Below are 14,916 nucleotides of genomic sequence, written 5' to 3' on the forward strand. Positions count from 1 at the left end.
AGGCCTTCGTTTTATTCAAATCAATAACGACGAGTCTTATTGCTAGAATCTCTCGCGGTAAGACTGTATAATTTCCCGTCATTCTAAATAAAATTCACTAATTGGAGTCATCATGGCACGCGTAACTGTCCAAGACGCTGTTGAAAAAGTCGGTAACCGTTTCGACCTAGTCCTTATTGCGGCTCGCCGCGCTCGTCAAATGCAAACTGGCAACAAAGATGCATTGGTTCCTGAAGAAAATGATAAAACAACCGTGATCGCATTACGCGAAATCGAAGAAGGTTTAATCACTAAAGAAGTATTAGACGCTCGTGAACGTCAAGAGCAGCAAGAGCAAGATGCCGCTGAACTTGCAGCAGTAAGCAGCATCGTTCACAACCGTTAATATTTCGACAGTCTGGGCGTATCACATTGCATCTATTTGAAAGTTTAAAAGTCGTAGCCCAAGAGTATTTAACAGAGCCTCAATTAGAGACTTTGTATGATGCTTATATCGTGGCAAAAAATGCTCACGAAGGCCAATTCCGTTCCAGTGGTGAACCTTATATAATTCACCCTGTTGCGGTGGCTCGCATCTTGGCAGAAATGCACCTTGATGACGAAACACTAATGGCAGCCTTGCTGCATGATGTAATTGAAGATACTGAGATTTCAAAAGAAGATCTCGCCGCCCAGTTTGGTGAAACGGTAGCGGAATTAGTTGATGGGGTTTCCAAGCTCGATAAACTAAAATTCCGCGACCGAAAAGAAGCACAAGCTGAAAACTTTCGTAAAATGATCTTAGCCATGGTGCAAGACATTCGCGTGATCTTAATTAAGCTTGCCGACCGTACTCACAATATGCGCACATTAGGGGCCCTTCGTCCTGATAAGCGTCGCCGTATTGCTCGTGAAACGTTAGAAATATTCTCTCCACTTGCCCACCGTTTAGGTATTCATAACATTAAAATCGAACTGGAAGAGCTCGGTTTTGAAGCCTTATACCCTAATCGTTATCGTGTACTGCGCGAAGTTGTGAAAGCGGCTCGTGGTAACCGTAAAGAAATGATCCAACGAATCCACAGTGAAATTGAAGGCCGCCTTGAAGATTTTGGCTTACAGTTTCGAGTATTGGGTCGCGAAAAAAACCTCTATTCTATCTACAATAAAATGCGCACTAAAGAACAGCGATTCCATACCATTATGGACATCTACGCTTTTCGTGTGATTGTGGATACACCCGACACTTGCTATCGAGTTTTAGGTCAAGTACACAACCTGTACAAACCTCGCCCGAGTAAGATGAAAGATTATATCGCGGTACCGAAAGCGAATGGATATCAATCCTTACATACCTCAATGGTTGGGCCACATGGCGTACCGGTTGAAGTACAAATTCGTACCGAAGATATGGACCAAATGGCAGACAAAGGTGTGGCAGCGCACTGGTCTTATAAAGCCAATGGTGAAAGCTCTGGCACCACCGCGCAAATCAAAGCGCAACGTTGGATGCAAAGCCTACTTGAATTACAGCAAAGTGCGGGTAATTCATTCGAATTTATTGAAAACGTAAAATCTGACTTGTTCCCAGATGAAATTTTCGTCTTTACACCAAAAGGTCGTATTGTCGAATTACCTGCTGGTGCAACCGCAGTCGATTTTGCTTACGCCGTTCATACTGATGTTGGGAATACTTGTGTTGGCGCTCGTGTTGACCGTAATCCTTACCCATTAAGTAAAGATCTCAAGAATGGTCAGACTATCGAAATCATTAGTGCTCCCGGCGCTCGTCCGAATGCTGCATGGCTCAATTATGTCGTCACCTCACGTGCTCGTACTAAAATCCGCCAAGTGCTAAAAACCATGCGTCGTGAAGAGTCAATTGCGCTAGGTCGTCGTTTATTAAATCACGCTTTAGGCGAGTTCTCGATTGCTGATATAACACCAGAGAATATTACTCATGTGTTATCGGATCTCCGATTAGAATCGGTGACTGACTTATTGGCAGACATTGGTTTAGGCGAGTTAATGAGTGTCGTAATTGCCCGTCGTTTATTAGGCGATGCTGACGAATTGACCGAAGTAAAAACGTTCGACAAAAACGGTAATCCGACCATCAACAATAAATTGGCTATTCGTGGCGCGGAAGGTATTTTGCTCACTTACGCGAAATGCTGCCACCCAATTCCCGGCGACGATATTATTGCCCATGTTTCACCAGGTCGGGGTTTAGTCGTTCACCGTGAAACCTGTCCAAACGTTCGTGGTTATCAAAAAGAACCCGATCGTTATATGAGCGTGGAATGGTCAAAAGATTTTGATCAAGAATTTATCTCTGAAATCAGTGTTGATATGCAAAATAGCCAAGGGGCTTTAGCAAGTCTGACCAACGTAGTGTCATCGACAGGATCAAATATCCATGGCATCACAACAGAAGAAAAAGATGGTCGTCTCTATACCGTGACTTTGTTGCTCACCACTAAAGATCGTGTGCACTTAGCCAGTATAATGAAACGTATCCGCGTTATGCCGCATACTCTGAAAGTGCGTCGTTCTCGTAACTAGTTCGACATATGTTTAAGATATTCTCATCTCAATATAAAGTACTCACTATTCTTGATTAGAAAGTGAGTACTTAGATACTTTGATTCCAAACCTTTCTATTTAGAATTTATACCCAATCACGATTCATGCGCCACAGTATTCGTGCTCTCAAAGATCTTATCTGCAGAAGCGGTGACAAACCCTTGATATAATTCACCCTCCTTCATTCCATCAGCTGGATAGCGTTGAGAGAATTCATAAAAACCCGCCGGAATAGTCAATCGACCATCAATGAATTCAACCTCAACCAAATCAGCCATGGTTGAAGATTGCTCTAACCCTACCTCTGGAGAACCTTTAATCACTCCGCCAGCAGCATTCATCACAAAGCTATGCCACACTAAAAAGTCACTCATTGGCTCCAAGCCAGAAAACCCCGCTAAATCATTAACACTCACGGTGAAATGATTGGCTCCAAAACCATGAGCTGCCACCCAAGCGGCATACTCACTTTCTTTAGCAAGTTCTTGATATTGCTCAGTCGTGATCCGCCAAGGTCTACCTTGATATAAAAATTCAGCCTTGTCAGTATATTGCATTGGTAAATCATGGATAAGATTTGACACTATCTGATTAAGCGTATCCGAACATTGATCAAGCAATAGCTCACTAATAAACACTTTCGGTAGCTTAGGATCGGAGTGCTGATAATGGTGCGCGTAGAGCTTCTTATCGGTAAAGTGATACTCTCCTTTCTGTTCATAACCCAAAGCAATAAAGTGCTGAGCCAGTTTATCTAAACCTAGTTTATCCCCAGAAAAAGTACGTAATGCAATATGGTCATTGATTAATGGTGCCTCTTTACTCAATACTTTCTTTGCACTCAATAGGCTTTTCACCTTTAAAGCGGAAGGACACAAACGTTCGGTGTAATCTTGCCAAAAGTGCTCAAATAAAGATTCTACAGCAGACATGTAAACTCCTACTATTCCTGTAAGAACATTAAATTTATACCGTGAATATCTGAGACTTATCATCTCAAATATTGGAAGTATCCGTTAATAATCTTAAGTGTAGTTCAGAGTAGAAAAATGCTTTGAGTATTGAGTCTAGAAATTGAAAAAACATTAGGATAAAAAGTTATTATCCTAATGTTAATAAAGAGGATTTATTGCTAGTGGCCAAATAGTATCCTTACAAAGGATGCATCAATCGGTCAATCATTTGATAGCTTCCATTTATTTAATCAGTGAATAAATCGCTTGATCGAGCTTTTCTAATCCTTGTTCTATCTCTTGCTGAGAGATCACAAGTGATGGTGTAAAACGCACCACATTTGCACCCGCAACCAATAACAATAAACCATGCTCACCTGCAGCAAGCAGAATATCACGCGATCTTCCTTGCCACTTTTCATTCAACTCAGCGCCAATCAGCAAACCTTTACCACGAATATCACTAAAAATATTATGCTTATCATTGAGTGCAGACAAACCTTGTTTAAGCCATTGCTCTCTTTGTTTAACACCCGTTAGCACTTCATCTTGTTGTATAAAGCTCACCACCGCCTCTGCTACCGCACACGCTAATGGGTTGCCGCCATAAGTTGAGCCATGAACCCCGACTTTCATATGTTGAGCCAAGGTTGCTGTTGTGAGCATAGCGCCAATCGGAAAACCGCCACCTAGCGATTTTGCGGTGGTTAAAATATCCGGTGTAACACCCAATCCTTGGTACGCATAAAAATCCCCAGTACGACCATTACCCGTCTGCACCTCATCAAAGATCAATAATGCTTGGTGCTGATCGCAAAGATCGCGCACCGCTTGAAGGAAATCAGGATCCGGAGAGATCACTCCACCTTCACCTTGAAGTGGTTCGATCATGATCGCGCACGTTTTATCGGAAATCGCCGCTTTTAACGCTTCAATATCATCATATGAGATATGTTTAATATTTCCTGGCTTAGGTCCAAAACCATCGGAATACGACGCTTGCCCACCAACGGTTACCGTAAAAAAGGTACGACCATGAAAGCCTTGATTAAAGGCAATAATCTCACTTTTATCTTCGCCATGAACATCAACAGCCCAACGACGTGCCAATTTTAATGCCGCTTCATTCGCTTCAGCGCCAGAGTTAGCAAAGAAGACTTTTTCAGCAAAGCTTACTTCGGTCAATTTTTTCGCTAGGCGTAGTGCTGGTTCATTGGTCATCACATTACTTAAATGCCAAAGTTTATTGGCTTGTTCGGTTAATGCCTCTACCATAATAGGGTGACAATGCCCAAGACAGCTCACCGCAATACCACCCGCAAAGTCGATATACTCTTGATCATTTTGATCCCAAAGTTTTGAGCCCTCACCACGTACAGGGATCATATCCATAGGGCTATAACAAGGTACCATAACCTCTTCAAACCAATTGCGTTGTGCTTGTTCACTGCTCGACATATCTATCTCCTTAATCACGTAGCCATACTCGCTTATTTCTGCCAAGCGCTAAAATTATTACTTAGGATATAAGTTAACCAAATCACCACCGACAATCAATGATTATTTATGTTAAAAATATGATTAATTATTCTATTGAGTACTTAAATATTAGATTGGAATATAGATTTAAATATTGGTACTGAATTGATAAAAATAAAAGCAGTTATCGGGCAAGGAAATTGGCGAGGATATGATGGCCTTGTTCGGTTTTAATCGATTCTGGATGAAATTGTACTGCATCAATCGCTAGGGTTTTATGTTGATAGCCCATGATTTCATCTAGCTCGCCATTAGCTAATGTTGTCCAAGCAGTTAGCTCGAAACACTCTGGCAAGCTATCGGTTTTCACCACTAAAGAATGGTAACGCGTCACTGTTAATGGATTATTTAACCCTTTAAATACACTTTTTCCAGTATGAATAATCGGTGATGTTTTTCCATGCATGATTTTCCTTGCTCGCACGACTTCCCCACCAAAAGCTTGTGCAATCGCTTGGTGACCAAGACAAACGCCTAAAATTGGTAGTTGACCTGCGAAGTGAGCGATGGCCTCTAAAGAGATCCCAGCTTCATTGGGCGTACAGGGACCGGGAGAAATAACCAAATGGGTGGGATTTAACTCTTCAATACCTGCAATATCAATTTCGTCATTACGCACCACTTTTACCTCGCAACCTAACTCGCAGAAGTATTGGTAAAGGTTATAAGTAAATGAATCGTAATTGTCGATGATCAGCAGCATAACGCTCTCTAGCAGTTATAGATTAAGACAGAAAAGAAAAACCGCCAGATTTTAACGTCTGGCGGTTTAAATAGATAGTCAATTAAAAGCGAACTTAAAGCCGTAATTTACAGTATGAAACTTTTATAACCAAGAAGCACGAGGGACAAAACCAACGGCTTTATACGCTTGTTTAAGCATGATTGAAGCTCGTTCAGAGGCTTTTTCAGCACCGACTTTCATCACTTCATCCATATAAGCGCGATCAGCACGAATACGATGATATTCAGCTTGAATAGGCTCAAGCATTGTCACCAGAGCTTCACCGACATCTTTCTTGAATGGACCGTACATTTCCACGCCTGCGTATTGTGCTTCAATTTCAGAGTAAGTTTTACCTGTCGCGGCTGAATACAAACCCATTAAATTGGAAATACCGGCTTTATTCTCAACATCGTGAGCAATACGTGGTGGCATTTCTGCATCCGTTTGCGCTTTATTAATTTTTTTCAGAATCGATTTTGGATCTTCAAGCAAGGTAATAACATTTTTACGATTATCATCCGACTTCGACATTTTTTTAGTCGCATCTTGCAAGCTCATCACTCGCGCATTCACGGTTGGAATGTACGGTTCTGGGATTTGGAAGATTGGCGATTCAGGGCTATAAACGTTATTAAAGCGATTAGCTATATCACGCGCCAATTCAAGATGCTGTTTTTGGTCGTTACCCACTGGCACTTGATTCGCACCATAAAGTAAAATATCTGCAGCCATCAAAACTGGATAAGCAAATAACCCAGCATTAACATCATTGGCATACCGTTGTGATTTATCCTTAAACTGAGTCATACGATTCAGTTCGCCCATCTGGGTATAGCAGTTTAAAAGCCAACCTAGTTGAGCATGTTCCGGTACGTGTGACTGAACAAATAACGTGCTCTTCTTAGGATCAACACCAACAGCAAGACAAATGGCTAACGCATCTAACGTTGCTTCATGCAGCGCTTTCGGATCTTGACGAACCGTGATCGCATGCAGGTCGACTACACAATATTGGCAGTCATAATCATCTTGCATTTGTTGCCATTGACGTAGAGCACCCAAGTAGTTACCAATACTCAGTTCACCTGATGGTTGAACACCACTTAATACGATGGGTTTGCTCATGCTACTTTTCCTTACGTGTAATACCCCACTTTGGCGATCGCTAAAATGAGTTATAGGATTAAAAATGAGGTGGTTAATTAAAAACAATGCCCAAACATCATTCTATGTTTGAGCATTTCAGTTTACTGATCCACGCCGATTTGGCTAGCGCTTTATCTTCCGATCTCACATTGAAATCAAATTTATACTGGGATTCCAACAACAGTGAGTAACTCACTAATATTGTCGGCAATAAAATCAGGTTTAGAGTCTGAGATTGGCTCACCATGGTTATACCCATAAGTGAGACCAAAAGAATGGCAGTCTGCATTTTTCGCGGCTAAAATATCGTTTTTCGAATCTCCGACCATCAACATTTGAGTCGCTTGTATATTGTGTTTTTCAAGCAGCCAATTTAATGCCATTGGATCTGGTTTTTTTAATGGCAAAGTATCACCACCAATCACATCGATAAAATAGTGTTCGATATTATGCTGCTTTAAAATATCTGGCACAAACGCAGAAGGCTTATTGGTGACAATCGCCATTTTAAATCCAGCGTTATGCAATGTATCTAAAGTGGTGACTACATCACTATATAAATGACTGAGTTTGTGACCACTTTGATGGTAAAACTCATCAAAGCGAACACGCGCTTGTTGTAATAACTCAGAAGACAACGAGTCATCAACCGTCATAGATTGACTAAGTGCGCGACCAATTAAAATATCCGCTCCATTTCCGACCCAGTCTCGAACTTGCTCTTCGCTCACAGCTGGGTAATTAAGACTTTGCGTTGCTTGATCTGCTGCAAGTGCCAAGTCAGGAACGCTATCTAATAACGTACCATCTAAATCAAATGCGATTAATTGAATGTCTTGTAATGCCATATTCCTGCCCATCGACTGCATAAACGAAAAAAGAGGCTTGAGTTTAGCTCAAGCCTCTGTGTATATCGACCACTTAAAGAGTGGGATTATTCTATTACCCGTTATTTAGCTTTCGCTAACTCGTCGCGCATTTGGTCAACCACTAACTTATAGTCTGGTTGATTGAAAATAGCAGACCCTGCAACAAACATATCCGCGCCCGCTTCTGCGATTTCACGGATATTATCTACTTTTACGCCACCATCAATTTCTAAACGAATATCATAACCACTCTCATCGATACGCTTACGCACTTCACGTAACTTATCAAGCGTAGCAGGAATGAAAGATTGGCCGCCAAAACCTGGATTCACCGACATCAATAAAATCATATCAATTTTATCCATGATGTAATCAAGGTGATGAAGAGGGGTCGCTGGATTAAACACTACACCCGCTTGGCAACCATTTTCCTTGATCAATTGCAGTGTACGGTCAAGGTGCTCCGTTGCCTCTACGTGGAAAGTGATCATGGTTGCACCAGCTTTAGCAAACTCAGGTACGATGGCATCCACCGGTTTTACCATCAAATGAACATCAATTGGGGCGGTAATACCATAATCACGCAATGCTTTACAAATTGGCGCGCCAAACGTGAGGTTTGGAACATAATGGTTATCCATTACATCGAAATGCACCACATCCGCACCCGCGGCGAGTACTTTTTCAACATCTTCACCCAAACGAGCAAAGTCAGCAGATAAAATCGAAGGTGCGATCAAAAAATCTTTCATGGTCAATTCCGTTTAAAGTTCAGGTTTGGGGCTATATTCAAGATGATAAATTCGGCGCAATTCTACCCAAGCAAACGTTTATATACAAATATGTTTGATATTTTGATAATGAAGAAGAGAGCTAGAGCAGGTTCAACCTAAACCGTTAGCCTGCTCAAACAGCGCTAACAATTCATCCACTTTATTTCGACCTGCACCATTACGGCTGATGGTTCTCTTCACTCGAACCACATTCAAACTAGCGCCTTTATATAGTCGACGAGTCAATGCAGTATCATGATTTGAAATTAAGACTGGAATATGACGTTGCAGTGCAGTGTGCTCAGCAATACTGGCAAGTTCGGCTTGATCATCAAGCGAAAAACCATTGCCAGCATAAGAGGTGAAGTTACTTGCTTGAGCCAATGGCGCATAAGGTGGATCGCAGTAGATAACACAACCCTTACGCGCTCGGGCAAAGGTCTGTGGATAGCTCTCACAAATAAACGTAGCTTTCTTGGCTTTTTCAGCAAAATGCAGCAGTTCTTTTTCTGGAAAGTACGGTTTTTTATATGAACCAAACGGCACATTAAACCCACCTTTTTTGTTGTAACGGCATAAGCCATTAAAACCAAAACGGTTCATATACAAGAAAGCTACCGAACGAAAAAGAACATCATCAGGAGTCGCATTAAAGTCAGCACGAACACCTAAATACACTTCTTTTTGGTTATATTCAGGGGTGAAAAAACGCAGAGCTTCTTCAATAAAAAGATCAGGCTTTTCTTTCAAGAGATTATAGAGATTGATCAGATCGGGATTAATATCCGCTAAGAGATATTGATCATAGTCGGTATTTAAAAAGACAGAACCAGCGCCAACAAAAGGTTCAATCAATTTTCTACCTTCAGGTAGCTGACGTTGAATATCATCGATTAAACCATATTTACCGCCTGCCCATTTAAGGAAAGCTCGTTGCTTTTTCATTAATTTAACTACTCACCGACTACAATTAAGACCACCAACCCGTCGACTATATTGACGGGTTGAGGAATGTATCATATTTAGACCTTTAACTCAGTGTTATTTCACTCGTTTAATTTCTTGATGAACTTGTGCCATCGATTTTGGCCACGGTAACTCTTTTTGTAAATCAAGTGGAAGATCCTGAGCTGCATCACGAGTTTGCTGAATTGTGTTAAAGTCTTGATACGTGACAATAAACCATTCTTTTTGATTACGGATAGTACGATAAACTCGTACCTGGCCTTGCAGTTCAAATTGATTAATAAACCCAACCACTTCTTCTTGTGTGGTAAAAGCAGCAAGTTGCAAAGTATAGCGAGCTTCTGAAATCGAAAGTAATGCCTTTGAGTCTAAAGTAACTTTGGTTATCTTCTTCGGTGAAGAGTTCAGCGTAGGTTCTGATGAACCACCACTCGTGGCTACTGCCTGATTGTCACCGACAGAATTATCACCATCCACCAAAGCATCAACAACATTAGAAGGGATAGTTACTCGTTTTTGTTGATTAACATCTTCATCACCAACGCTAATCGTCTCAGTAGTGACCGACTGAGGGAGATCTTTAACATCATTTTCAGACGCGGAATCGGTCGAAGAACCAGAAGAATCCACCGATGAAACGGTGTCCGTTGTAGATTTTATCTGCTTGGTCTGGTCTAAAGAACTCAACTGCTGATCCGAAGATTCAAGCATGACATCATTGTTATCATCAGAAACCCTAGACTGATAACTTGTCCACCATGACCAACCCCCCATTGCAAGCAACAAAACTATCAACGTGATTAAAATACGGCGAACCCAATGAGAGGAATGATGATGCTCACCTGTTAATGCGAGTAAATCTGCAGGCCAATTTTCTATTTTCTCAGCAGCCAAATAAACAGCAGAACGCTCTTTTTCCTTCCTAGTATTTCGTAATACCAGCTTTTCCAAAAAGACCTGAGCTTCGTCATCCGTCAATGGAGAAATAACGAGTGATTTAATTTCTGGGATAGGTGAGATATCACCTAACACTGCCTCGACAAAATTAGGTTTAGCAAACACTATCACATTGATTTGCCACAATGGATTACTCTGAGCGACAAGTACTAGCTCGCATAATTCATGTAATAAATCGTTGGCTAATAATTCAGCATCATCAACAATTAAAGTCGCGCTGCACTCCTGATCTTTTCGATAAATTTTTAAACTTTGAGCTAAAGATTCATCACCGATACAGAAACTATCCGCTAATAATTGCCCCATAAGCACACTACGCTGCTGATCCGCCGTCTGGGAAGGTAAACACATCAAAAATGATAATGTTTGTATTTCTTTATCTGTATTTAAAAAGCGCTGAGCTAGCCATGATTTACCAGAACCGGGATGACCCTCGACATAAATAAGATTAGAACTAAACTGAGTGAACAGCTGTAATCCGCCTAATAACTGCGTTTGTGACTCTAATTCTAAATCATGACCCATTGTTCTCTCACTCACAGTAATACAGCTCAGTATTTATTCTTAATTAACAGTAAAGCATAAACATATTTTAAATATGTCAGTAAAGCTTAAAAACCAACACACTAAAGCAGTACAATTAATAATCTCGCAGATATCTTACAAAAGCTTTTAGCCGCCGTATTCTAACGACATAACTCAATAGCCTTAGCAATAATCTCTGTTGATGTATCTCCCACCACTTCAGCTTTACCAATTCCAGTAGGAAGGATTAATCTTAATTGACCCGCCAGTACTTTTTTATCTCGCATCATATGTTTAATAAAATCAGCGTAAACCATAGAGCTTGGTGTTTGAATTGGTAACTTCGCTTTAAGTAATAAATCTTCGATGCGTTGGACTTGCTGTTCATTCAGGAAATTACATAATAATGATGTTTTAGCCGCCATCATGGTTCCAGCGGAAACCGCCTCTCCATGCAACCAGTTGCCATATCCCATTTCAGCTTCAATCGCATGACCATAAGTATGACCAAGATTAAGTAATGCTCGTATGCCGGACTCTTTTTCATCTTGTGACACAACATCGGCTTTTATTTGACAACAACGAGCAATCGCATAAATCAAAGCATTTTCATCTAATTGATTCAACGCATCGGTATGTGATTCAAGCCAATCAAAAAAATCCGCATCGATAATAATGCCGTATTTGATCACTTCCGCCATACCTGCAGCAAATTCTCTTGCTGGTAAAGATGCTAAACAATTGGTATCAATAATGACAGATTTGGGCTGATAAAAGGCCCCTATCATATTTTTACCAAGTGGATGATTAACCGCTGTTTTCCCGCCAACAGATGAATCGACTTGAGAAAGCAAGGTTGTCGGTACTTGAATAAAATCAACACCACGCTGATAGCATGCCGCAGCAAACCCGACCAAATCACCAATAACACCGCCCCCCAAAGCTACTAACACAACATCACGGCTATAATTACCTTCCAGTAAATAGCTCATAATTGTATTAAAGGTATCAAGCGTTTTATATTGCTCACCATCCGGTAAAGACAATAAATCAACATGACAACCTAGTGTTTGTAGTGTCGAAATTAAAAGATCGGCATATAAGGGAGCGACCGTGACATTACTGATCACGACTACCTTTTGATTAGGTTTTAAGTAAGAGAAAAGCGCTGGATCGCTTAATAATCCAGCGCCAATCGAGATAGGATAGCTGCGCTCACCGAGCTCTACATTGAGCCGTTCCATGGTAGGGTCTCCTTAGATAAAAGATTAACTCTCTTCTAGCATTTTTACGATTTGGTTTGCGACCACTTTTGCACTTTGGTCGTCAGTACGAATCGTATAATCAGCAATTTCTTCATAAAGAGGATTGCGGTCTTGAGCTAACTCTTCTAATACTTCACGTGGTTGTTCAGTTTGAAGTAATGGACGCTTTTTATCACGATTTGTTCGTGCTAATTGCTTTTCAATTGTGGTTTCAAGATAAATGACAACACCACGCGCAGATAAACGATTACGGTTATCTTTACTGATTACTGATCCACCACCAGTCGCCAGTACGATACCTTGTTCTTGAGTCAGATCATCGAGTACGGCTTCTTCACGGATACGAAAACCCGCTTCACCCTCGACATCAAATACCCAACTGATATCTGCACCAGTTCGTTGTTCAATAACAGTGTCAGAATCTAGGAACTCCATATGAAGTTGCTGGGCTAGATATCTACCAATTGTACTTTTGCCGGCACCCATTGGGCCAACAAGAAAAATATTGCGTTTTTCGGCCATGTTTAGCAGTAATTCAACGTTAATTTAATGACATTGCCATCCGATATCGCAAGTCTACACCCCCCTAATATTGTCGGGAGACCCTACTGGATATCACTGTGGCACCAAATTCCTCACAGATAATTCGTGATCAGACCTGAAATTATCTAAGTATGGTGCCACTAATGCAACTTTAATTTTATTTATTTCGCACCTTATCGATATATATCGACAAAGTAGCACTCATAATTGGTTTTCGTATTCCGTTATACTTAGTCAACAAGCTGCAACTTCAAGTAATACGAGTATAATTACTGTATGACTACTTTTGGGGTTACAAATATCAATAATTCACTCTTACCATAGTTTTCATAACTACGGCGAAATAGAGCACCTAAATATGGAATATCCCCTAAAAATGGAACCTTATCGACACTCGTTTGTACTGAGTGTTGATAAATCCCACCTAACACCACCGTTTCACCATTGTTCACTAACACTTGAGTACCAATACGTTGTGTATCAATTGCAACCGCCTCTCCATCGCCTGTTTTAACTACCGCTCCTGGTCTATCTTGAGTCACACTTAAATCTAAAACTAAACGATTATCGGGTGTGATTTGTGGCGTTACTTTCAAGCTAAGCACCGCCTTTTTAAAGCTCACCGAAGTCGCACCACTCGATGAGGCTTCTAAATAGGGAATTTCGGTACCTTGTTCAATATAAGCTGGTTGTTTATTAGTAGTAATCAAACGAGGACTTGAAATGATTTCTGCTTTATTTTCGCTTTGTAACGCTGACAGCTCCAAATCTAACAAGGTATCAGAACCGAGTTTTGCCACCTGAAATGCAATGCTAGATGCATTACCACTGGTCGCGGCTAAATTCACATTTAAAAAGTCATCCAACCCGGTCGTGGTATCAGCGCCGCCAGCAAAATCAATATCATTGCGACCATCGGCGATCCCTGCTTGTGCTGACGTACTTTCAAGACTACCACTAGTTGAAAAGTCACCATTTGTACTTGCCACGCCCCAACGAACCCCCAAGTCACGTAAATTACCTTCATTAACCGTCACAATTCGTGCTTCTATTTGCACTTGTTTTACGGGGATATCAAGCGCTTCAACAATGCCTTTGATGATATCAATATTCGATGACAAGTCTCGGATAAGTAATGAGTTAGTTCTTTCATCAACCGTAATATTACCGCGGCTCGATAACATGCTGACTTCACCTTCTCCGCCAATCATATCCGCGATATCCGATGCTTTAGCAAAGCTAATTTTTAATAGTTCAGACGTCAGATCGCCCAACTCATCTTCTAAACGAGCTTGCTCTAAACGCTTCTTTTGTTGTTCATCTAATTCGGACTTTGGTGCAATTAATACCACATTCCCTTCTACACGTTTATCGAGCCCTTTTACTTGTAAAATAATATCTAATACTTGTTGCCAAGGTACACCATCTAGACGCAAGGTTAAGTTGCCTGCAACCGAATCCGAAACCACTAAATTGAAACCGTTATAATCTGCAATAAGCTGTAATACATTTCGAACCGGGATATCTTGAAAATTAATCGACATTAATTTGTTATCGGCATCTAAAGCATTCTTGCTTTTTATAATACTGCCTGTCACTGGCGGTTGTATTTCACTGATCGTGATTTCTAAGAGTTTACCTTTTAAACGATAGTCATAGGTAAATTCACCGCTGACATAAGCTTGTAGACGAGTATTGTCACCATTACGAAAGACCTCAACAGTGCTCACTGCGGTTGAAAAATCTTTTACGTCAATGACATAAAGATCATCATCTTTAACTGCGGTATAAAGTAATTCAATATCTAAACCTTCGGTATTTTTCTTAATATCCACAGCAGAAGCAGAAGAGGAAAGCTTCACAATAATCACGGCTTCTTTTTGCTTATTTAAACGAAAATCCAATCCTTCGAATTTAGTTTTGAACCCTGCATCTACTGAGGGACTATCGGCAACATTAGATGCTGGAGCATGTTTGGGTGCAGCAGAAACGGTTTGGGTAACCAAGAATAAACATGCAATAACCCAACTCAATAATAAAAACGGTTTCTCCAAACCAGTACGCATTAATCCTTTACACATAGCTTAA

13 protein-coding genes are annotated in these 14,916 nt (G+C 40.8%); 2 read left to right on the plus strand and 11 right to left on the minus strand.

What is annotated here, in order from left to right; genetic code table 11:
- Positions 1 to 112 precede the first annotated feature (112 nt).
- The gene (rpoZ, locus tag HC725_RS07225; protein ID WP_190331153.1) at positions 113 to 385 is read left to right on the plus strand and encodes a DNA-directed RNA polymerase subunit omega; all 273 of its coding nucleotides are present in this window, start codon (positions 113 to 115) and stop codon (positions 383 to 385) included.
- Positions 386 to 411: 26 nt separating this feature from the next.
- On the plus strand, positions 412 to 2,544 hold the full coding sequence (gene spoT / locus HC725_RS07230) for a bifunctional GTP diphosphokinase/guanosine-3',5'-bis pyrophosphate 3'-pyrophosphohydrolase (RefSeq protein WP_190331154.1): 2,133 nt from the start codon (positions 412 to 414) through the stop codon (positions 2,542 to 2,544).
- 116 nt (positions 2,545 to 2,660) lie between these two features.
- Here spoT and HC725_RS07235 read toward each other — a convergent pair whose 3' ends face one another.
- The 11 genes from HC725_RS07235 to HC725_RS07285 form a co-directional block, all read right to left on the minus strand.
- The gene (locus tag HC725_RS07235) at positions 2,661 to 3,497 is read right to left on the minus strand and encodes a DUF1338 domain-containing protein (protein WP_190331155.1); all 837 of its coding nucleotides are present in this window, start codon (positions 3,495 to 3,497) and stop codon (positions 2,661 to 2,663) included.
- 264 nt (positions 3,498 to 3,761) lie between these two features.
- Positions 3,762 to 4,976, minus strand: coding sequence for an aspartate aminotransferase family protein (locus tag HC725_RS07240; protein ID WP_190331156.1), 1,215 nt, complete (start codon positions 4,974 to 4,976; stop codon positions 3,762 to 3,764).
- A gap of 205 nt (positions 4,977 to 5,181) precedes the next feature.
- Complete coding sequence (locus HC725_RS07245) at positions 5,182 to 5,760, minus strand: aminodeoxychorismate/anthranilate synthase component II (protein ID WP_190331157.1); 579 nt, start codon at positions 5,758 to 5,760, stop codon at positions 5,182 to 5,184.
- Positions 5,761 to 5,883: 123 nt separating this feature from the next.
- Entirely contained in the window at positions 5,884 to 6,909 is a 1,026-nt protein-coding gene (gene trpS / locus HC725_RS07250) for a tryptophan--tRNA ligase (RefSeq protein ID WP_190331158.1), read from the minus strand.
- 182 nt (positions 6,910 to 7,091) lie between these two features.
- Complete coding sequence (locus tag HC725_RS07255; RefSeq protein ID WP_190331159.1) at positions 7,092 to 7,778, minus strand: phosphoglycolate phosphatase; 687 nt, start codon at positions 7,776 to 7,778, stop codon at positions 7,092 to 7,094.
- Between the two features lie 101 nt (positions 7,779 to 7,879).
- On the minus strand, positions 7,880 to 8,551 hold the full coding sequence (rpe, locus tag HC725_RS07260) for a ribulose-phosphate 3-epimerase (protein ID WP_190331160.1): 672 nt from the start codon (positions 8,549 to 8,551) through the stop codon (positions 7,880 to 7,882).
- A 132-nt stretch (positions 8,552 to 8,683) separates the two neighbouring features.
- On the minus strand, positions 8,684 to 9,517 hold the full coding sequence (locus tag HC725_RS07265; RefSeq protein ID WP_190331161.1) for a Dam family site-specific DNA-(adenine-N6)-methyltransferase: 834 nt from the start codon (positions 9,515 to 9,517) through the stop codon (positions 8,684 to 8,686).
- A gap of 96 nt (positions 9,518 to 9,613) precedes the next feature.
- Entirely contained in the window at positions 9,614 to 11,020 is a 1,407-nt protein-coding gene (locus tag HC725_RS07270; RefSeq protein ID WP_190331162.1) for an AAA family ATPase, read from the minus strand.
- Between the two features lie 161 nt (positions 11,021 to 11,181).
- Positions 11,182 to 12,264, minus strand: a complete 1,083-nt coding sequence (gene aroB, locus HC725_RS07275) for a 3-dehydroquinate synthase (RefSeq protein WP_190331163.1) — start codon at positions 12,262 to 12,264, stop codon at positions 11,182 to 11,184.
- A gap of 24 nt (positions 12,265 to 12,288) precedes the next feature.
- Positions 12,289 to 12,807 (minus strand): shikimate kinase AroK, encoded by a 519-nt coding sequence (gene aroK / locus HC725_RS07280; protein WP_190331164.1) that lies wholly within the window; start codon positions 12,805 to 12,807, stop codon positions 12,289 to 12,291.
- Positions 12,808 to 13,097: 290 nt separating this feature from the next.
- The gene (locus HC725_RS07285) at positions 13,098 to 14,894 is read right to left on the minus strand and encodes a type IV pilus secretin PilQ (RefSeq protein WP_238928457.1); all 1,797 of its coding nucleotides are present in this window, start codon (positions 14,892 to 14,894) and stop codon (positions 13,098 to 13,100) included.
- Positions 14,895 to 14,916: the final 22 nt, after the last annotated feature.

Source organism: Vibrio sp. S17_S38 (assembly GCF_014694375.1).
In the GTDB taxonomy this organism is placed as follows: Bacteria; Pseudomonadota; Gammaproteobacteria; order Enterobacterales; family Vibrionaceae; genus Vibrio.